Source organism: Collinsella aerofaciens, from assembly GCF_015554145.1.
GTDB classification, from domain to species: domain Bacteria; phylum Actinomycetota; class Coriobacteriia; order Coriobacteriales; family Coriobacteriaceae; genus Collinsella; species Collinsella aerofaciens_AA.
Window position 1 is genome coordinate 90,318 of sequence record NZ_JADNHZ010000006.1, and the last position, 19,413, is coordinate 109,730.

Below are 19,413 nucleotides of genomic sequence, written 5' to 3' on the forward strand. Positions count from 1 at the left end.
CCCCTTTCTTTTGTCGGTAGGACCAACTGGTATATGAGTACGGATACTCATTACAAGACCCGAGCGACATCGAGGTCGCCCGGGTCTTTGTTTCAACTATGAGGATACGGTCCCAACGACCGACATCCTGCATACAGACTCAAGCGAGTCTTACGCCTTGACGGTCGCAACGCCCCTGAAGGACATGCTCGTCGTGCCGATGCCCTTGAAGCCATCGAGGGCCTCGCCGTTGGGCGCAGTGGACGGATCGTCCCAGGAAGCGGAGACGGTCTTGACGTGGACAACGGGGTACAGAACGGCGTTGTCGGCAATGATGTCGAAGCACTCGTTCCACTTCTTCTGCTGCTCGTCGCCCTCGGCAGCAAGAGCCTCGTCCATGAGACTGTGGAGCTTCTGCCACTCAGCGGACTCCTTCCACGGGCAACGGGTCTGCATCCAGACGTTGTCGCCGTACCACCAGTTGAGCAGCAGGTCGGGGTCGGCGCCGAAGCAGGAAGGATCGCCAGGGGCAAGGAGGATATCGTAGGCCTCGCCGCCGTCGATGGCAGCGTAGGTGGCCGGCGAGGTATCGGTCTGGATGGTCACATCGAAGCCGAGAGCGTCGAGGTCATTCTTGACCTGGGCGGCCATGCCCTTAATCTGCTCGTTGTCGGTGGTGCGCAGGGTGATGGCACCCGGGGTGATGCCGGACTCCTCGATGAGCTTCTTGGCCTTCTTGGCGTCGGTCTTGTACACCGTGGAAGCCTCATGATAGTTGGTGAAGCTCTTGGGCAGGTAGCAGCTGGCAGCGGTGGCAAGGCCGGCGAAGGTGTTGCTGACCATCTTCTCGGTGTCGAGCGCATACATGACAGCCTGACGGACCTTGACGTTGTTCCAAGGCTCCTTGGCGACGTTGAACATGATGAAGCGGGTGCCGAAACCCTGAACGTTATCGATCTTGCAGCCGGCGCTCTCGAGCTGGTCGACGGCGTCAGCGGTAACGAGCTCCATAACGAGCGTAGAGCCCTCCTGCTGAGCGGTAACGCGAGCGGTGGGGTCGGTCAGGATGCTGTACTGGATCTTCTTATCCTCGGCAGCATACTCACCGTTGTACTCGGGGTTGGGAACCAGGGTGATCTCGGTATCGGAGATAGAGTCGTACATCCAGGGGCCGGAGCCGATCGGCTGCTTGGCGCGATCCTCCTCGGTCTGGGTGGCCGGGGTAACGCGGACGATGGCCAGACGATCCTTGAGCAGGGAGAAGTTGGGGACCTTGGTCTTGACCGTCACGGTGCTGGCGTCCTTGGCCTCGATGGACTCGAAGGGCTGGAAGAACGGAGCATAGGTAGCGGAAGCGGCGCAAGCGGTGTAGGAGGCAACGACATCGTCAGCGGTGACCTCGGTGCCATCGGAGAACTTGGCGCCCTTGCGGATGGTGACCTCGAAAGTGGTGTCGTCCACAGACTTGGGATCGTCGGTGGCGAGCTCTTTGAAGGTGCTGTAGTCGTGGTAATCGATGCCGTAGAGGCCCTCGACGACGTGCCAGTTAGCACCCAGGCCCACAGCGGAGCCGGTGCTGGCGGGATCGAAGCTGGACGGAGCGTAAGCGGAACCAGCGGTGATCACGCCGCCGCCACGGTTGGCGGAATCGGTGGAACCGGAAGCGGAACCCTCGTCGCTAGAGCTGCCACCGCAGCCGGTGAGACCAAGCCCTGCGACAGCAGCGACGCTGCCGGTGAGGCCGAGGAACGAACGCCTGGACATACCCTTGTTGATGATGGCCATGTCTTCTCCTATCAATAGAGAATCTTACCCGGGAGCGCCTAGACGTGCCCCCGCGCAACTTGCGGACGATATATACCTTACCTACCGACGAACCCAACTGAGGTGCCGCGCTCGGCGACCGATACATACATACGCTTGAACGGTATTTGCTACCGTTCACCGAATTCATTGACAAACGATTCGCCAGACAGTATGTATCGACGAGGTGAGATATCAGTCTTCGTCAACCCGCAGGATAGCAGGGTTGTTCACCATGGCTAGTCAAACGTTTTAGCGTTAATTAAACCCGAAATCGGCTGGTAATCGCCGTGAAATAAATGATTGAAAATCACGCAATCATGTATATCAGTTGTTTAGAGGCGTGTTTAGTTTTCGGATTGCTTTGCCGCCGCCTCGGCGCGCTCGGCATTCCATGCAACGAGCGCCTCGTGAACCGCTTTGGCGACATCGGCAGGAATGCCTCGAACTTCCGCGATCTCTTGCTCGCTCGCCGCGCGCAAACGCTTCATCGAGCCAAAATGGCGCATAAGGGCACGTTTTCTGGTGGGTCCCACGCCTGGAACGTCATCGAGTACCGAAACCGTCATGGCTTTATCGCGCAATTCGCGATGGAACGTGATGGCAAAACGGTGCGATTCATCGCGCACCTGTTTAATTAGATAGAGCGACGCGGACCCGGTCGGCAGCACGACTGGAGTCTCGTCCCAAGGCACGAAAACCTCCTCATCGGCCTTTGCCAAGCCACAAACTGGTATATCGAGCCCAAGAGCCTCAAGTTGCTTGATCGCAGCGGTCAATTGCGGCTTACCGCCATCGACAACGAGCAAATCGGGGCGCGAGCCAAAGCGCTCGTCGGCCATGCGCTCGGGAGCATAACGTCGTCCCAAAACCTCGGACATCGACACGAAGTCGTTTGCCTCGTCCAATTCGGCCTGAATTTTAAAACGACGATACTGACTCTTGTCGGCGCGCCCGTTGGTAAACACCACCATCGAGGCGACCGTAAAGGTGCCATGCAGTGTAGAGATATCGAAGCACTCGATACGCAACGGCGGCGATGGCAGCGCCAACGCACTTTCGAGCTCCAGGAGCGCTTGATTGGTGCGGTCGTCAGCGTACCCCGTTCGCATCATGTAGCGCATGAGGGCATGGCGCGCATTTTTGGATGCCATATCGAGCAGACGGTGCTTTTCGCCACGCTGCGGCCTATGGAGATGGCAGGAACGCTCACGCTTGCCCGCAAGCCACTCCCCCAGCGCTTCCGCATCCTCAAGCTCGACGGAAAGGTTGACCTCAGCTGGAATATCAGCCGTCTCGTCGTAATAGCGCTTAAGAAAGCCCGACTGGAGCTCTTCCTCGTCAACATCAAGACCCTTGTCGAGAATGAACTCGCAGGTGCGAACTGTTCGGCCCTCGCGAACGACGAAGACGCAAGCGGCGGAGATGGTCTCCTCGCGATAGAAACCGATGACATCTATATCGACACTGGAGGGAAAAACGACTTGCTGACGATCGTCCAGACCCCTGATGACCTCCAAACGACGTTTGACGCGTGCCGCGCGCTCAAAGTCGAGCGCCTCAGCGGCATCCGTCATCTCGGAGGTCAGCTCATCGACGACATCCTTGCGATGGCCCGACAAAAAGCGCTCGACACGCTTGACGTTCTTGGCATAGTCTGCCGGGGAAATCGCGCCGACACACGCACCCGGGCCACGCCCGACATGGTAGTCAAAGCAGGGGCGCCCGTTTTGCGCGCAAATCATATTGACGATGTCTTCCTCGCCCTTGTGGGACTCGACGATACGGCGACAACGACGCCACTCCGCACAGGATGCGGAGCAGATGGGGATAACCTTGCGCAGCGTATCTATCGTCTCACGTGCCGCGCGGCTATCGGTATAAGGTCCAAAATAGCGCGTTCCCGGCTTATGACGCTCACGCGTGTATTTGATAGCGGGATACAGGTCGCCCTTTGTAATGGCGATAAAGGGGTAGCTCTTGTCATCCTTGAGGTCGACGTTAAAGTACGGATGGTACTGACCAATCAAATTGCGCTCGAGCACCAACGCCTCGTGCTCGGTCTCCACCACGATATAGTCAAAGCTCGCCACCAGCTGCATCATCAGCGGGATCTTCTGGCGCTCGTCCTGCAGCGTCACGTACTGACGCATACGGGCGCGCAGGTTTTTCGCCTTGCCCACGTAGATGACATCGCCCTTGGCGTCTTTCCAAAGGTAGCAGCCGGGCTGCGTGGGAACGCGCGAAACCTGCTCGGCAAGCGTTGGAATGTTGTCGTGACCGGCCACGCGCACCTACTTGCGACGAATCAGCGCCGAGACCTCGGGCATCTTAAGGACGACGGCAAGGCCAAAGGTAACAGCAAGCGAGACGACACCCGCAACGCAAACGTAGCCAAGAGTAATCAGAATCGAGCCGCCAAGTGCCACGACAAAGTGCTCAAGCGCCCACATGACGCCGGCGCCTGCGGCAGCACCCAGGCCACCGAGCAAAAGGCCAAAGAAACCGCCATGCAGGATAGATTTAACCTGAAGACCACGCAGACGACGACGCAGCCACCACAGCGAGCAACCGACCAAGATCACGTAGTCGACGACATACGAAAGCGCGATTGCCGGCATACCGAAGCCCAGCACAACGCCAAACAGCAGAACCGAGCCGGCCTGGCCGATGGCGGAATACAGACAATAGCGGCTATAGGGCTTCATGTCGAGCAAGGCAGAGAAGCTCTTCTGCATCAGCACGACCACACCGTAGAGCGGCAGGGAAAGTGCCAGGTAGATAAGGAACTCCGACACCAGCGCCACACCGGACTCATCGAACTTGCCAGCGCAGTAGATCATGTTGAGCGGACGCGCGAAGACAATCAGGTACAGCGCGAATGGAATCAGGAAGAACAGCATCTGGGCGACGCCACGCGAAATGCCCGTGCGGACGCTGTCGTAATCCTTCTCCTGTGCGTCGTGAGAGAGCTCGGTATAGAGCGCCGTCGAAAGCGAGGCGGCAATCAGCGCGTAGGGCAGCGTGTACCACAGGCGCGCATAGGCGATGACGGAAGGACCAGTCTCGGGCTGGACCACCAGCGCAGCAGCGTTGGTGATAGAAGTCGAGACAAACATGCACACCGTGGCGAGCAGCGTCGGGATACCGAGCGCAATCGTCTGGCGCAGTGCGGGGTCCTTAAAGTCGATATGGATATGGGGATGCACGCCGTGCTTGCCAAGCGCGGGGATCTGACATGCCATCTGAACAAAGACACCGAGGGTCGTACCGGCCGCAATCAAGATGATGCCGGCACGTTCGCCAAACTGTGCGGACACGGGCGCAAAGCCCATAAAGCTCGCAATGACGATCATATTGTTGAGGACCGGGGCAAACGTCGACCAGAAGTAGTCGCGATGTGCGTTGAGGACGCCCGAAAACACCGAGCCCAAACCATAAAACAGAATCTGGATGGCAAAGAAACGGAACATGAACGCAGCGGTATCCATGCTGCCGCCGTCACCCGAAAGGAACGATTGCGTCCAGATAAAGCCCGGGGCGAACACGGTCCCCAGCAACGAAATGCCACCCAGCACCAATAGCAGAATACCGAGCAGGTTGCCCACGTACTCGTTAGAGGCCTCGCGACCCTGCTCACGCCTCACGCCCATGTACACGGGCAAAAACGCCGTCACGAGCATGCCGCCCATCACGAGTTCGTAGAGCATATTGGGCAGGTTGTTGGCGACCTGATAGGAAGACGAGAGCAGCGACATGCCGATAGCGGCCGCCATTGCCCACGTGCGGATAAAACCGGTGACGCGAGACACGATGGTCAGGATGGTCATAAGCCCGGCGGAACGACCAACCGTGGAGTAGTCCGACGAGCCCATGTCGTCAGTGTCGTCTCGCGACGAAGAAGCTTCGGATGAGGGTGTCTGAGGCGCAGATTCTTTTGCAAAATGAGCTCCGCACTTCAATTCTTCCTGCGGCATCGCTCAGTCCTCTCTCGTAATCGGGGCGACCGTCGCCCCGCAAAATGCAATTAAATCATCAGGTGCAAGCTCAAGCTGATAACCACGCTTGCCTCCCGAAATAAAAATGGTATCCCAAAGGACACATGTCTCATCAATGAGCGTCCGGTAGCGTTTTTTCATACCGACCGGACTGCAGCCGCCGCGAACGTAGCCAGTCGCCGCAAGCAAATCCTTCACATGCATCATGGCCAAGGACTTCTCCCCCGCGGCACGCGCGGCGGACTTTAGATCGAGCTCGTCGGCAACAGGGATGCAGCACACGACGTGGTCGTTGGACGGCGTCACGCAGACCAAGGTCTTAAATCCTTGTCCGGGCTCCTCGCCAAGCTGCTCCGAAATCGCGACCCCCAGGCCCGCCGACTCATCACCATCGTCTTCGTACGTATGTAGAACATAGGAAATGCCGGCGCTTTCCAGCTCGCGCATCGCATTGGTTTTTGGCGTCTTTACAGCCTTTGCCATGGCATATCCTTTCCCTCGCATTCGGACGCAAGGATTAAGTATATGTCCAATTCGGCTGCATACGTCACTTCGACACAGCAAGCGCCATCGAATCACAAGGAGTCGATGGCGCCCATAAACTGAATCGCCTATTTATTGAGCATCAAGTTGAGCCTGACGCTCCCGGTCACGCCTGAGCAACGGCGCCAAAAACTTGCCCGTATAACTCTGCGGACAGTCCGCAACCTGCTCCGGTGTGCCCGAAACCACGACGGTTCCGCCGCCGTTGCCGCCCTCGGGGCCCATATCGATCAGGCGGTCGGCAACCTTGATGACATCAAGGTTGTGTTCAATCACCAGCACCGTGTTGCCCGCATCGACCAAGCGCTGCAGCACATCGAGCAGCTGGCGGACGTCCTCAAAATGAAGGCCGGTCGTCGGCTCATCCAAAATATAGAACGTCTTGCCCGTCTGGCGTCGATGAAGCTCCTTGGCGAGCTTCACACGCTGCGCCTCGCCGCCCGAGAGCGTCGTAGCGGGCTGGCCCAGGCTCACGTAGCCCAAGCCTACATCGTACAGCGTCTGGAGCTTGCGCTTAATCTGCGGGATATTCCCAAAGAAGGCCAGTGCCTCGGTGACGCTCATGTCGAGCACGTCCGAGATGGTCTTACCACGGTAGGTGACCTCAAGCGTCTCGCGGTTATAGCGTTTGCCGCCGCAGACCTCACAGGGGACATAGATATCGGGAAGGAAGTGCATCTCGATCTTAATTTGTCCGTCGCCCTTGCATGCTTCGCAGCGACCGCCGCTCACGTTAAAGGAGAAACGTCCCGGCGAGTAGCCGCGCGCCTTCGACTCCGGCGTACTCGCAAACAGCGCGCGAAGATCATCCCACAGGCCAATGTACGTAGCAGGGTTGGAACGCGGCGTGCGGCCAATCGGCGACTGGTCGATATCGATAACCTTATCGATACACTCGATGCCCTCGATTTTCTTATACGGACCCACAGGGCGCGTCGAACGGTGAATGGCATTCGTAAGGGCAGGTGCGATAGTGTCGGTAACCAGGGAGCTCTTACCCGATCCCGACACGCCGGTAACGACCGTAAGCGTACCAAACTCGATCTTGGCGGTAACGTTTTTGAGGTTGTTGGCGCGGGCGCCCGTGATCTTAAGGCAGCCGCGACCGGGCTTGCGGCGCTCATCGGGAACCCGGATCATTCGTTTGCCGGTCAGATAAGCGCCCGTCATCGACTCGGGACACGCCATGATATCGGCAGGCGTTCCCGCCGCGACTACGTGTCCGCCGTTCACGCCCGCGCCGGGGCCCATGTCGATCACATAGTCGGCAGCACGAATCGTATCCTCATCATGCTCGACGACGATGACGGTATTGCCGATATCGCGTAGGCGCTCAAGCGTCTTGATCAGGCGCTCGTTATCGCGCTGATGGAGGCCAATCGATGGCTCGTCCAAAATGTACAGGACACCCATGAGGCCGGCGCCGATCTGCGTTGCCAGGCGAATGCGCTGGGCCTCGCCTCCGGAAAGCGTCGCCGAGGCACGATCGAGGGTCAGATAGTCGAGTCCGACATCGACCAGAAAACGCAGGCGCTCCAGGATTTCCTTGACGATGCGTCCGCCGATAAACTGTTGGCGCTCGGTGAGTTCCAGGCCCTCAAAAAACTCGAGCGACTCACGGCACGACAGACAACAAACCTCGTAAATGGACTTGCCGCCCACGGTGACGGCGAGCATCTCGGGGCGCAAACGAGCGCCGTGGCAGCTCGAGCACGGCTCCTCGCGGATGTACTTCTCCAAGCGCGCCTTGGTGTTCTCATTCGTCGTCTCGGTATAGCGCTCGTACAGGATATTGCGCACACCCGAGAACTTGGTGTCCCACTGGCTGCGGCGCCCATCGAGCTTTTGATAGTCGACCGAAATCTTCTGGTCGCCCATGCCGTCTAAAAACGCACGACACACCCGCGGAGGCAGATCCTCCCACGGCGTATCGACGCTCACCTTAAAGTGTTTGCAGACCGCAGCGAAAATCTGCGGATAGTAGTTAGAGTTGCCAAACAGGCTGCCAAAGACCCCGTCGGCGATCGACTTCGAGGGGTCTTCGATTAGGGCCTCGGCATCGACCGTCTTCTTAAAGCCCAGGCCATCGCACTCGGGGCACGCGCCATAGGGCGCGTTGAACGAGAAATCACGCGGCTGCAGGTCATCGATGGAGTGTCCATGCTCCGGGCACGCTAACGCCAGCGAATACTCCAGCAACTCGCCTTCGGTCCCCTCGGGAGCGTCGCGGTCGGGCAGCAAGTATACGTTCACATTGCCGTGCGCCAGCGCAGTCGCCTGTTCAACGGACTCGGCAATACGGCCCAGCGAGTTCTCGCGAATCACGATGCGGTCGACCACGACCTCGATATCGTGCTTGAATTTCTTATCCAAATCGATAGGGTCATCAAGCGAGCGAACCTCGCCGTCGACACGCACGCGGCTAAAGCCCTCGGCGCGAAGGTCCTCAAACAGCTTGGTGTACTCGCCTTTTCGCCCGCGCACCACCGGTGCCAGCACAAACGCGCGGCGGCCCTCCCCCGCCGCCAGGACCTTATCGGCGACCTGGTCGGTCGTCTGGCGCTCAATGACGCGGCCGCATTCGGGACAGTGCGGGGTGCCCACACGGGCGAACAGCAGACGCAGATAGTCATAAATCTCGGTTACGGTGCCAACCGTCGAGCGAGGGTTTTTAGATGTCGTCTTTTGGTCGATCGACACCGCCGGCGAAAGGCCGTCGATTGAATCCAAGTCGGGTTTGTCCATCTGGCCCAAGAACTGGCGCGCATAACTCGAAAGGCTCTCGACGTATCGACGCTGGCCCTCGGCATAGATAGTGTCGAATGCCAGCGAACTCTTGCCCGAGCCAGAAAGACCGGTAATGACCACGAGTTGGTCACGCGGAATGGAAACATCGATATCACGGAGGTTGTGCTCACGAGCGCCGCGAATAACGATAGAGGAATCAGACATGGAAGCTCCTTGCCTCCTATTGCATCGAATCATACTGCCGATGAGTTTAGCGCACTCGACGCGCACAGATGTTCGTAATACAAGATTCGCAGACCTTTAGCTTTGCGTATCGGGCGCTTTGTTTCTCGAAATGCCGTGGAAAGGTTACAGTAATCTAATACTGAACTTAATTTGCTGTACCAGAGGAACGTCCATGACCGAAGATATCCCCCTTGAAATCACTTCGAGCGACATGGCCAATCTGCCCATATTCATCGCCGTCCTTATCGTGGCCGCCGTCGTCGTGCGCGTGTATTTTTCAATCAAACGCAACGAAAAGCCACCCATTGCCCGCGTCTTTTGGTGCGCGACGCTCCTCATCCCGCTCGGCGTGGTAGCTGCATGGATTACGAATCAATCGCTCGTAAATGAGGGCAGCTCCCTATGGGTCCTTTCTTATTCGGCGCTCGGTGCTGCCGCCGTCATGCTTCTTGTCGAGCCCTTGGTTTCGGGACTTATCGACCAAACCGACCTTGCGACGGGAACGGTTGCCTGTATTTGCCGCGACATCCTTGTCATCGCCGCTGTTTCAGCGCTCTCGTTCGTTTCAATCGAAATTGCCTGCAACGAAACGTTCTATCGCATTCCCGCCAACTCATTCGGGTTTTCCGTCGGGTTGCTCGCGACGGTTCTGCTCTCCCTTTATTTGCTGGGACAGCGTCATGGAGGCGTCATGGTCCTCGTGCCCGTCGTCTGTTGCGTCCTTGGCATTGCCGAGCACTTCGTCATAACGTTTAAAGGCGAAGCCATCCTGCCAAGCGATATCTTGGCCCTTGGCACCGCAATGGAAGTGAGCGAGGGATACGAGTTTACCTTTACCGCCGGAATCGTAACCTCTCTCGCCCTGCTGGAGATTTCCCTGGGGCTTCTTTCGCTCATCCGACCGCGAAAGCTCCGTACGCCCACCCATGTCTTCCCCGCTATCGCCGCTAACCTCTGTGCTTTTCTGCTAGTGACCGTTGTGGGGCTCTCAGGCTTTTCCAACATCGACTTGGAGCAGGCGCTGGATTTTGGATTTGACCGTTGGCAGCCCATCACCACGTATGCGTCTCAGGGTTTTATCACTTCGTTCACCGAAATGGTCAACGAGTTGCCCATTGAGAAGCCCGAAGACTATACGCCCGATGAGGCGCAGAGCATCGAGCAGGAGCTCGCCGCCGTCTACGACAGCACATATGGCTCGAGCGAACAGCGCGCGGCGGCCGTTGCCCAGTTCAATGAAATCAAGCCGACGATTGTTGCCGTCATGAACGAGAGTTTTAGCGACCTTTCGTGCTTTGAGCAGCTCCAGGCGGCCGGGTACTCCGGCCCCGCATTCTACAACTCGCTTCCCGACACACTTGTTCGCGGCACCATGCTCGCTTCGGTCGCCGGTGGCGGAACGGCGAACTCCGAATTCGAATTTTTGACCGGAGCGACAACGGCCTTTGTCGGATTAGGCAAGATCCCCTATCAGCTGTATCAGATGAATGGCGTAAACAGCCTGGCAAAGGACCTTAAAGAGCTTGGGTATACCACTACCGCTATGCACCCGCAAAACCCCGTCAACTACCATCGAGATAAAATCTATCAGCAGCTGGGCTTTGGAGACTTTCTTTCAATCGGCGATTTCGAAGGTGCGCCCTATTACCATGCCGGCGTATGCGACTACGCCACCTACGACAAGATACTCGACCTGCTTAGAACCGACGAAGCGCCGCAGTTCATCTTTGACGTCACGATGCAAAATCACGGCGGCTACGACTATGGCACCGTTCCCGCCGAAGAGCTGACAAACTATTGGGTCGAGGGAGCCAGCGAAGGCGCCAACAACGCGCTCAACACCTATCTCACCTGCATCAACGCATCCGACCGGGACCTCGAGTACTTTATCAACGAGCTCCGCAATATCGGCAGACCGGTTGTTCTTGTCTTTTTTGGCGACCATCAGCCGAGCGCCGCAACGACTCTCAACGACGAGCTGTACCCTCAGGAAGATACGGCAAGCCACGCTTTCCGTATCTATCAGTCGACATATCTCGTCTGGGCTAACTATGAGATCGCCGGCAATACCGAGCTCAACGTCTACGACACCGTCGGGGCAAACGAGATTGCAGCCATTACCCTTAATAAGATCGGCGCTCCGCTCACCAATTACCAAAAGGCCCTGCTTGCAACAAGGTCAGATGTGCCCACCATCAATGTCGCCGGCTATCTCGGTGCCGACGGGCTGCGCTACGACTTGGAATCTAAAGACAGCCCCTACGCCTCGACAATCGACAAGCTGCAGCGCATGCAATACCTCGAGTTCGCCAGCAAAGTTCAGTAAGCCCGCCCATTCGTTTGGGCCCATCGTATTGCAAGCACACTCGGCCCAAACGCATCGCAAATGACTCCCGCTCGCAAACGAGGGTACAATGACGCTCGTGTCACATCGCGGGGCCCCGGCCCCAGCATATACAAAGGAGTCATACATGGGTTGCGAACACGCACAGGCCGCCGGCGGACAAACGTCGCCGTCGCAATTTGAGGAGAACACGCTGTCCGAGGTCAAGCGCGTCATCGCCGTGCTTTCCGGCAAGGGCGGTGTCGGCAAGTCATTTGTCACCGGTGCCATCGCCACCGAGCTTGCCCGTCACGGCCACAAAGTCGGCGTCCTCGATGCCGACATCACCGGTCCCTCTATCCCCAAGATGTTCGGTATGAGTGGACGCCACGTCCATGCGCTTGGCAACCTTATGCTGCCCGAAATCTCCGAGCACGGCGTCAAGGTCATGAGCTCCAACCTGCTGCTCCAAAACGAGACCGACCCCGTCCTTTGGCGCGGTCCGGTCATCGCAGGCGCCATTAGGCAGTTCTGGAGCGAGACCTCGTGGGGCCCCATCGACTACCTACTGGTCGACATGCCTCCGGGAACAGGCGACGTCGCGCTCACCGTCTTCCAGTCGCTGCCGGTCGACGGAATCGTCATCGTCACGAGCCCGCAGGATCTGGTCTCGATGATCGTCGCCAAGGCGGTCAACATGGCCGAGAAGATGAACGTCCCCATTCTGGGCATTGTCGAGAACATGAGCTATATTGAGTGCCCCGACTGCGGCAAGAAGATCGAGGTCTTTGGCAAGAGCAAGCTCCCCGAGGTCGCAGAGCGCTATAACCTCGACATCTTGGGCCAGCTCCCCATTAATCCGGCACTCGCCGAGGCCTGCGATAAGGGCGAGGTCGAGACCACGCTGCCCGATGGCATGTTGCCCAAGGCAGTCTCTGCCGTCGAGGCTATTACCCCGCACGAGACCGACGAGGCCTAAGTGAACACGAGCGCCCTCTATGACGTCTTGGTAATCGGCGGCGGGGCTTCAGGCCTCGCCGCCGCCATTACGGCCGCACGCGCCGGCAAAAGCGTCTGCATCGTTGAGTGCGATGTCGCCTGCGGCCTCAAGCTCCTTGCGACCGGTAACGGCCGCTGCAATCTCTCCAACGAATCGATTGATCCTCAGCGGTATAACCACCCCGCATTCGTCGAATCCGTCATGGGCCCCCAGCCCGAACAAGAGCTTATGGGTTTCTTCTCCTCGCTGGGTATCATGACAACCTCCGAGGAAGGCCGGCTGTACCCGCGCTCCCTTCGCGCCGAATCGGTGCGCGACGCGCTTCTCAACGTTTGCGACCGCCTAGGTATCACCTTAATCTGCGGAGCCAACGTTGCCTCGGCGCGCAAAGCTTCCGAAGGCTGGGCACTCCAAATAGACCGTCCAGCGCGGGCGCTCAAGGCAAAAAAGCACGACGACCGAAAATCAGAGCTCCGCTCGCTTCGGAAGGCGCTCGCCGATGTCCCTCGCAAGAACGAGGCCCTGCAGGCACATGCCGTAATTATCGCCACGGGCGGCAACCCCACCGGTATCGCCGATATGTTTCGCTTCCCCCTCACTTCGCTACGCCCCGTCCTCTGCCCCGTATCGGCAACGGTCGTTGGCGATCGGGCAGCGCTCAAGACGTTGGATGGCCTGCGCGTCCGCGCCCGCTTGACGCTCGCCCGCAATCATAATGAGCTCTGGCACGAAGACGGTGAAGTGCTGTTTCGAACCTTCGGTATCTCGGGCGTCGCTGTCTTCAACCTCTCTCGTCGTATCCAGCACGGCGATACGATCCTGCTCGACGTTTTCCCCGACCTCTCCAAAGACGAGTTGCTCGATATGCTCAACCGGCGTGTTGAGCTGCTCGGCGGCTTTTCGCCCCGTGATCCCCGTTGGCTCGACGGCATGCTCGCCCCGCAACTCTCCCGCGTCGTCTGCACAGCGTTCGAGCAGTGCCATCCAGGCTCCAACGATGTCATCCACCTGGTCTCGATCCTCAAACACTTTAAGTTGCTCGTCGAGGGAACAGCCGAGGAGCGCTCAGCACAGGTCATGCGTGGTGGCATATCTGTCGAGAGCATCTCAACACCCAGCCTACGCGCGCGCAGCGTTGTCGACGCCCCGCTTTACGTCTGCGGTGAAGCGCTCGACATCGACGCCGATTGCGGAGGCTTTAACCTTGCGTGGGCCTGGATCTCGGGCATTCGCGCTGCAAGCAGCCTGTAGCCGCGCAGTCTATAATCAAAAACGCATTCGGGCCGTCTGGGATACCGGACGGCCTCTTTCTTGCCTCTAAGGAGACCTCGATGATTGAAATCACCCAAGTCAACGCGTCGCTCGATGAAGCCGGCGATGAAAATGCCTGTCTCATTGTTGGCAAGCGAGTCGCCAAGTGCGTCCTACGTTGCAAGGACTCCGAGATCAAGTCCATCGAGCTCCACCGCAAGTCAATCGACGCTCGCAAAAAACGAGACGTCCATTTTATCCTGAGCTTTCGTGTTGAGCTGACTAGTCCCCACCTCGAGCGAGAAGCGATCGACAGCGTTGCCGAGCGTGACCGCTCGCGCGTACGCGCGATAGAAGACGATGAGCCTTCATTCCCCTCCCCCGCCTCCGACGCACCTCAAGAACGCCCTGTCGTTGTCGGCGCCGGATGTGCCGGCCTTTTCGCTGCGCTTACGCTCGCCGAAGCAGGTCTTAAGCCCTTGCTCATCGAGCGCGGCGACCCGGCATTTCGCCGCTCGCGGGCGATCGACCTCTTTCTAAAGGAGCGCATCCTCGACCCCGAGAGCAATATCCAGTTTGGCCTAGGCGGCGCGGGGACCTTCTCGGACGGCAAGCTCAATACGGGAACCAAAAATCCCGCCCATCGCCTTATCCTCGAAACCTTCGTCGAGGCGGGTGCGCCCCGCGATATTCTGTGGGATGCCAAGCCGCACATTGGCTCCGACATCCTCCCCACCGTCGTCACCAACATTTCCCAGCGTATCGAGCAACTCGGCGGAACCGTCCGCTATCGAACAAAGCTCGTCAATATTCGAACCGATGGACCTGGCGCCATCACCGGCATCGATGTCCAAACGCCCCAAGAAACCACAAGCGAGGCAATCGCCACAAAGCACCTCATTCTCGCCTGCGGCCATTCCGCCCGCGACGTATTCGAGCTTCTCAAGGAACATAACGTTGCCCTCGCGCAAAAGACCTTTGCCATGGGCGTGCGCATCGAGCATCCACAGCGCGACATCGACCGTGCCCAATATGGGCCTTCGGCGGGGCACCCGGCACTCGGAGCAGCCCCCTACAAGCTTGTCGCCCATCTTCCCAACGGCCGCAGCGTGTTCTCGTTTTGTATGTGCCCCGGCGGGCAGGTTGTCGCTGCCTCTTCCGAGCAGGGCCACCTGTGCGTCAACGGCGCCAGTCTCAATGCCCGCGACGGACACAACGCAAATGCCGCCCTGCTCGTTAACGTCACGCCAGAGGACCTTCCCGACGATGACCCGCTCGCCGGCATCGAGCTCCAGCGTGCCTGCGAGGCGGCCGCCTATCGCCTGGGCGGTTCCAACTGGAACGCACCGGCACAGCTCGTCGGAGATTTCCTCGCAGGACGCGCCAGCAAGGCGCCCGGAAAGGTAAAGCCCACCTATCCGCTCGGTGTGACCTGGACGGCAATTGACGAAGCCCTGCCGCAGCATATCGTCGAGTCGCTCCGCCTGGGACTTCCCCTACTCGGAAATAAGCTACGAGGCTACGACCGCCCCGATGCCGTTCTTACCGGCGTGGAGACTCGTTCGAGCTCACCGGTCACTGTCACCCGAGACCGAACGTGCCATGCCGTGTCGACCCCGGGCCTCTACCCTTGCGGTGAGGGAGCTGGATATGCCGGCGGCATCATGAGCGCGGCCACCGACGGCATACGTTGTGCCGAAGCCCTGATCGCAGACCTCTAACGCACGAATTCCAGCGCGCAAAAGACACAGGCCCCAAGCTCCACAGGGAACTCGGGGCCTGTTCGCTATTTCTTAAACCGTGCACCCTGGCGTTTTCTGCCCGATGCGAACGTGGAACCCTTGCGGGCCTGCGAACGTAAGCGCTCGATCGTCTCGTCCTCAGACGCACCCTCGAGCATCGCTCGAATCTGAACGACGGCATCGCGCAGGCGCGCCGCCTCCTCAAAGTCCATGGCGGCAGAAGCGTTACGCATATCCTCTTCCATGGTTTCGACGATCCGCACAAGCTCGTCATGCGGCAGTTCTTCCAACTGCTCCGCAAGTGTCTGCTCGGGCGCCACCGTTTCCGGCACGCCGCCCTCGCCCGACTCATCGGGCGTATAGAATGCGCCATGGCCAAGAGAGTCGCCCTTCGAGCGCCCCTTGGAACCCACGGTTTTTTCGGCCTCGGCAATAAAACTTGAGATGTCGTTGATGGCCTTGCGCACCGTCTTGGGCACAATGCCATGCTCTTCGTTATATGCCATCTGAATCTCGCGACGGCGCTGCGTCTCCTCGATGGCCTCTTTCATCGAATCGGTCACAACGTCTGCATACATGATGACTTCGCCATCGGCGTTACGGGCCGCGCGGCCAATCGTCTGAATCAGCGAACGGCGGTTGCGCAAGAAGCCTTCCTTATCGGCATCGAGAATTGCCACCAGTGAGACCTCGGGGAGATCCAAGCCCTCGCGAAGCAGGTTGATGCCAACGAGAACATCGATCTTGCCCTCGCGCAGCGTTCGCAGGATCTCGACACGGTCCATCGTCGCTGTATCGGAGTGCATGTAATTGACCTTAATGCCGGCATCAAGCAGATGGTCGGTCAGGTCCTCGGCCATGCGCTTGGTGAGCGTGGTCACCAGCACGCGCTCCTTGCGGGCAACGCGCTCGCGAATCTCGTCCTCAAGATCGTCAATCTGCCCACGAACCGGACGCACATCGATCTTGGGGTCGAGCAGACCGGTTGGACGAATAATCTGCTCAACGTCGTTTTGGCTCACCCGCAGCTCGTAGTCGCCCGGTGTGGCCGAAACATAGATAAACTGGGGTATCCTTGCCTCAAACTCATCGAAACGAAGCGGGCGGTTATCGAGTGCCGAAGGAAGGCGAAAACCATGCTCCACCAGCGTCACCTTACGCGAGCGGTCACCTTCGTGCATGCCGCGAATCTGCGGCACCGTCACATGGCTCTCATCGATGATGCAGAGCATGTCCTTGGGAAAGTAATCGATCAGGGTAAACGGCGGCTCACCCGGCTTGCGACCGTCCAGATGACGCGAGTAGTTCTCGATGCCGTTGCAAAAACCCATCGTCTCGAGCATCTCAAGATCATAATCGGTGCGCTGCTGCAGACGCTGCGCCTCGAGCAACTTATCAGTCGCCTTGAGCTCCGCCACGCGCTTCTCGCACTCTTCGCTGATCGATTTCAGAGCCGCCTTGACCTTCGGCTTCTCGGTCACGTAGTGCGATGCCGGCCATACGGGGATGGCCTCGTACTCACGAAGCATCTCTCCGGTGACCTCATCGATCTCGGCTATCAGTTCAACCTCGTCACCAAAGAACTCAAACCGCAACGGATGCTCGGCATAAGGCGGATACACGTCGACGACATCACCGCGCACGCGGAACGTGCCGCGCGCCAGGTCATAGTCATTGCGATCATATTGAATGTCGATAAGCGCATGGATAAAGTCATCGCGCTCGAGCGGCACCTTCTTGTCGACGTTTGGAGCCAGACCCGCATAGTCCTCAGGAGAGCCAATGCCATAGATACACGAGACCGATGCGACAACGATCACATCGCGTCGAGATAGCAGCGATGCGGTCGCCTGATGGCGCAGCATCTCGACCTCTTCGTTAATCGAGGAGTCTTTCTCGATATATGTATCGCTTTGCGGCACATACGCCTCGGGCTGATAGTAGTCGTAGTACGAGACAAAGTAGACCACAGCGTTGTTGGGAAAGAACTCTTTGAGCTCGCTCGCAAGCTGAGCGGCGAGCGTTTTATTGGGAGCCATGACCAGCGTCGGCTTCCCCAGGGCCTCAATAGTCTTAGCCATCGTGAAGGTCTTGCCCGAACCAGTCACGCCCAGCAAAACCTGATAGCGATCTCCATCCCTCACACCCTGCACAAGCGACTCAATGGCCTTAGGCTGAGAACCTGCAGGCTCATAGGGAGAAACGACTTCAAACGGCACCTCAGCGCCCTCAACGCCAAAGCGCTTAAGTTCACCGCCGACGCGTTCTACTTCAAATTCCGCCATGGATACTCCTAACTCATATATCTGCAGTATACGCAGGCGGCAGGCATAGTCCTATACGAACCGATCGGGATAGAGGGTCTTATAGCGAACCCAGGCATTATTGACACGAATCAGATACGCCTGCGTCTCGGGAAAGGTGATTGCATTATGAAGCGACGTGCTCTGCTGCGCCCAACCGTCGACATTGCCCATGCCGGCGTTATAGGCGGCAATGGCACTATCCGTCGACCCATTGAAATAGGTCAGAAGATACGAGAGGTATGCGCAGCCAAACTCGATATTGGTAGCCGGATCGTTAAGGTTGTCGACCGAATACTCGTCACCGTCGACAAGGCCCTTGGTGATCATATCCTGAGCAGTCACAGGCATCAGCTGCATCAATCCCTGAGCACCCTGATTCGACTCAGCCTCGGGATCCCAATTCGATTCCGACTTAATGACAGCGCACACCAGATATGGATCCAGATTATGCGAAATACTCGATTGCTTTACATACGCCTCGTGGTCAATGGGATACAGCGGCTTAAAGAAAGCCGCGGGAGCACACGAGTAAACGAATGAGATAAGGCCGAAGGCAAAAACGGCAGCCAGCGGAATAAGGCGATACCACGCAAAGAAACGTGTCTTAGGCATCGGCATCCTCCTTATTCGCAGTGTCTATAAACCCATGGCATGCAAGCCATGAGTCAAGCTGCTCAAAGAGCGAATTATCACCTGCGGCATTATCAATCACCGTTGTAGCGAGATTGAACAGCGCAGACTCATCGGGCTGGCAAGCAGAACGGGCATCGAAATCAGATGGCTCCATGCCACGCTGAATAGCACGCTCGCGACGAACTGACAAAGGGGCGCTGATGACCAGAATTTCATCAGCCAAGCCAAATGCATCCTCAAAACCAGTCGGAGCAGAAACCTCGACCACCGCAAAGGGATAACGGGGGGAAGAAACCGTGCAGCAAACCGGATCAAGAATCCTCAGTGACAGCTGCTCAATGAGAACGGGGTGCACAATGCTATTGAGCCTCGCGACCGCATCAGGAGAAACAAAAGCTCGAGAAGCGAGTATGTTACGGCGAACGCCGCCCTCCTCGTCCAAAATATCCCAGCCAAATTCTTCCGCGAGGGCATTGACGATATCGGAACCTGGCACATACAGCGATTTGGCAAGTTCGTCCAGATCGATGAGCGTGGCGCCATGAGATTCGAGATAGCGGCAGGCAGTCGACTTACCCGAAGCAATATTGCCCAAGACAAAAACGGTAAACATCAAGTCCTCCCTAACGCCAATGGGAGTTATTATCGCGCAAATACAAAAGAAGGACTCAAAATACAGCCAAACAGTAAGACAAGCTAAAAGAAGGCGAGTTCTTGTATTACAGCTCTCTATAAAACGCAAAAAAGGGGCAGGCCGCGAGGCCTCCCCCTTCTTCAATCTCGATGACGGCTCGGTGCCGTCCACCGGTCAGCGGCGCCCTGGCCTCCCACGGGCTGGCCCCGCAGTACTCTCGGCGCGATG

General features: G+C 58.1%; 12 protein-coding genes. 4 read left to right on the forward strand and 8 right to left on the reverse strand.

The window, feature by feature from the left end:
* Positions 1-150: 150 nt before the first annotated feature.
* From I2E13_RS03825 to uvrA, 5 genes are all read right to left on the reverse strand, one after another.
* Positions 151-1,764 (reverse strand): ABC transporter substrate-binding protein, encoded by a 1,614-nt coding sequence (locus I2E13_RS03825; protein WP_117759559.1) that lies wholly within the window; start codon positions 1,762-1,764, stop codon positions 151-153.
* Positions 1,765-2,129: 365 nt separating this feature from the next.
* Complete coding sequence (gene uvrC, locus I2E13_RS03830; RefSeq protein WP_324249369.1) at positions 2,130-4,070, reverse strand: excinuclease ABC subunit UvrC; 1,941 nt, start codon at positions 4,068-4,070, stop codon at positions 2,130-2,132.
* Between the two features lie 6 nt (positions 4,071-4,076).
* Complete coding sequence (gene murJ, locus I2E13_RS03835) at positions 4,077-5,657, reverse strand: murein biosynthesis integral membrane protein MurJ (protein WP_195404226.1); 1,581 nt, start codon at positions 5,655-5,657, stop codon at positions 4,077-4,079.
* A 105-nt stretch (positions 5,658-5,762) separates the two neighbouring features.
* Complete coding sequence (gene ybaK / locus I2E13_RS03840) at positions 5,763-6,263, reverse strand: Cys-tRNA(Pro) deacylase (protein ID WP_089573609.1); 501 nt, start codon at positions 6,261-6,263, stop codon at positions 5,763-5,765.
* Positions 6,264-6,395: 132 nt separating this feature from the next.
* The gene (gene uvrA / locus I2E13_RS03845) at positions 6,396-9,275 is read right to left on the reverse strand and encodes an excinuclease ABC subunit UvrA (protein WP_117635941.1); all 2,880 of its coding nucleotides are present in this window, start codon (positions 9,273-9,275) and stop codon (positions 6,396-6,398) included.
* Positions 9,276-9,468: 193 nt separating this feature from the next.
* On the opposite strand from uvrA, the gene I2E13_RS03850 reads away from it, so the two are divergent.
* The 4 genes from I2E13_RS03850 (at position 9,469) to I2E13_RS03865 (ending at position 15,591) form a co-directional block, all read left to right on the forward strand.
* The gene (locus I2E13_RS03850) at positions 9,469-11,622 is read left to right on the forward strand and encodes an LTA synthase family protein (protein WP_195404227.1); all 2,154 of its coding nucleotides are present in this window, start codon (positions 9,469-9,471) and stop codon (positions 11,620-11,622) included.
* Positions 11,623-11,767: 145 nt separating this feature from the next.
* Positions 11,768-12,598: an Mrp/NBP35 family ATP-binding protein gene (locus tag I2E13_RS03855; RefSeq protein ID WP_195404228.1), complete on the forward strand. Its 831-nt coding sequence runs from the start codon at positions 11,768-11,770 to the stop codon at positions 12,596-12,598.
* Positions 12,599-13,870, forward strand: a complete 1,272-nt coding sequence (locus I2E13_RS03860) for an NAD(P)/FAD-dependent oxidoreductase (protein ID WP_195404229.1) — start codon at positions 12,599-12,601, stop codon at positions 13,868-13,870. It abuts the gene before it with no gap.
* An 80-nt stretch (positions 13,871-13,950) separates the two neighbouring features.
* Complete coding sequence (locus tag I2E13_RS03865; protein ID WP_195404230.1) at positions 13,951-15,591, forward strand: NAD(P)/FAD-dependent oxidoreductase; 1,641 nt, start codon at positions 13,951-13,953, stop codon at positions 15,589-15,591.
* 65 nt (positions 15,592-15,656) lie between these two features.
* Here I2E13_RS03865 and uvrB read toward each other — a convergent pair whose 3' ends face one another.
* The 3 genes from uvrB to coaE are packed head-to-tail and all read right to left on the reverse strand — an operon-like array spanning position 15,657 to position 19,164.
* Positions 15,657-17,897 (reverse strand): excinuclease ABC subunit UvrB, encoded by a 2,241-nt coding sequence (gene uvrB, locus I2E13_RS03870; protein ID WP_195246830.1) that lies wholly within the window; start codon positions 17,895-17,897, stop codon positions 15,657-15,659.
* A gap of 51 nt (positions 17,898-17,948) precedes the next feature.
* The gene (locus I2E13_RS03875) at positions 17,949-18,530 is read right to left on the reverse strand and encodes a lytic transglycosylase domain-containing protein (RefSeq protein WP_117635946.1); all 582 of its coding nucleotides are present in this window, start codon (positions 18,528-18,530) and stop codon (positions 17,949-17,951) included.
* Positions 18,523-19,164 carry a dephospho-CoA kinase gene (gene coaE, locus I2E13_RS03880; protein WP_195404231.1) on the reverse strand — a complete coding sequence of 214 codons (642 nt, stop codon included), beginning with the start codon at positions 19,162-19,164 and terminating at the stop codon, positions 18,523-18,525. Before coaE ends, I2E13_RS03875 begins: the two co-directional genes overlap by 8 nt.
* Positions 19,165-19,413 lie beyond the last annotated feature (249 nt).

Excerpts from the sequence above, each read along its gene's own strand:
- I2E13_RS03850 (WP_195404227.1), top strand. The coding sequence starts at position 9,469 with ATGACCGAAGATATCCCCCTTGAAATCACTTCGAGCGACATGGCCAAT.
- I2E13_RS03865 (WP_195404230.1), top strand. The coding sequence starts at position 13,951 with ATGATTGAAATCACCCAAGTCAACGCGTCGCTCGATGAAGCCGGCGAT.
- murJ (WP_195404226.1), bottom strand. The coding sequence starts at position 5,657 with ATGGGCTCGTCGGACTACTCCACGGTTGGTCGTTCCGCCGGGCTTATG.
- uvrB (WP_195246830.1), bottom strand. The coding sequence starts at position 17,897 with ATGGCGGAATTTGAAGTAGAACGCGTCGGCGGTGAACTTAAGCGCTTT.
- ybaK (WP_089573609.1), bottom strand. The coding sequence starts at position 6,263 with ATGGCAAAGGCTGTAAAGACGCCAAAAACCAATGCGATGCGCGAGCTG.
- I2E13_RS03875 (WP_117635946.1), bottom strand. The coding sequence starts at position 18,530 with ATGCCTAAGACACGTTTCTTTGCGTGGTATCGCCTTATTCCGCTGGCT.
- I2E13_RS03825 (WP_117759559.1), bottom strand. The coding sequence starts at position 1,764 with ATGGCCATCATCAACAAGGGTATGTCCAGGCGTTCGTTCCTCGGCCTC.
- I2E13_RS03855 (WP_195404228.1), top strand. The coding sequence starts at position 11,768 with ATGGGTTGCGAACACGCACAGGCCGCCGGCGGACAAACGTCGCCGTCG.
- uvrA (WP_117635941.1), bottom strand. The coding sequence starts at position 9,275 with ATGTCTGATTCCTCTATCGTTATTCGCGGCGCTCGTGAGCACAACCTC.
- coaE (WP_195404231.1), bottom strand. The coding sequence starts at position 19,164 with ATGTTTACCGTTTTTGTCTTGGGCAATATTGCTTCGGGTAAGTCGACT.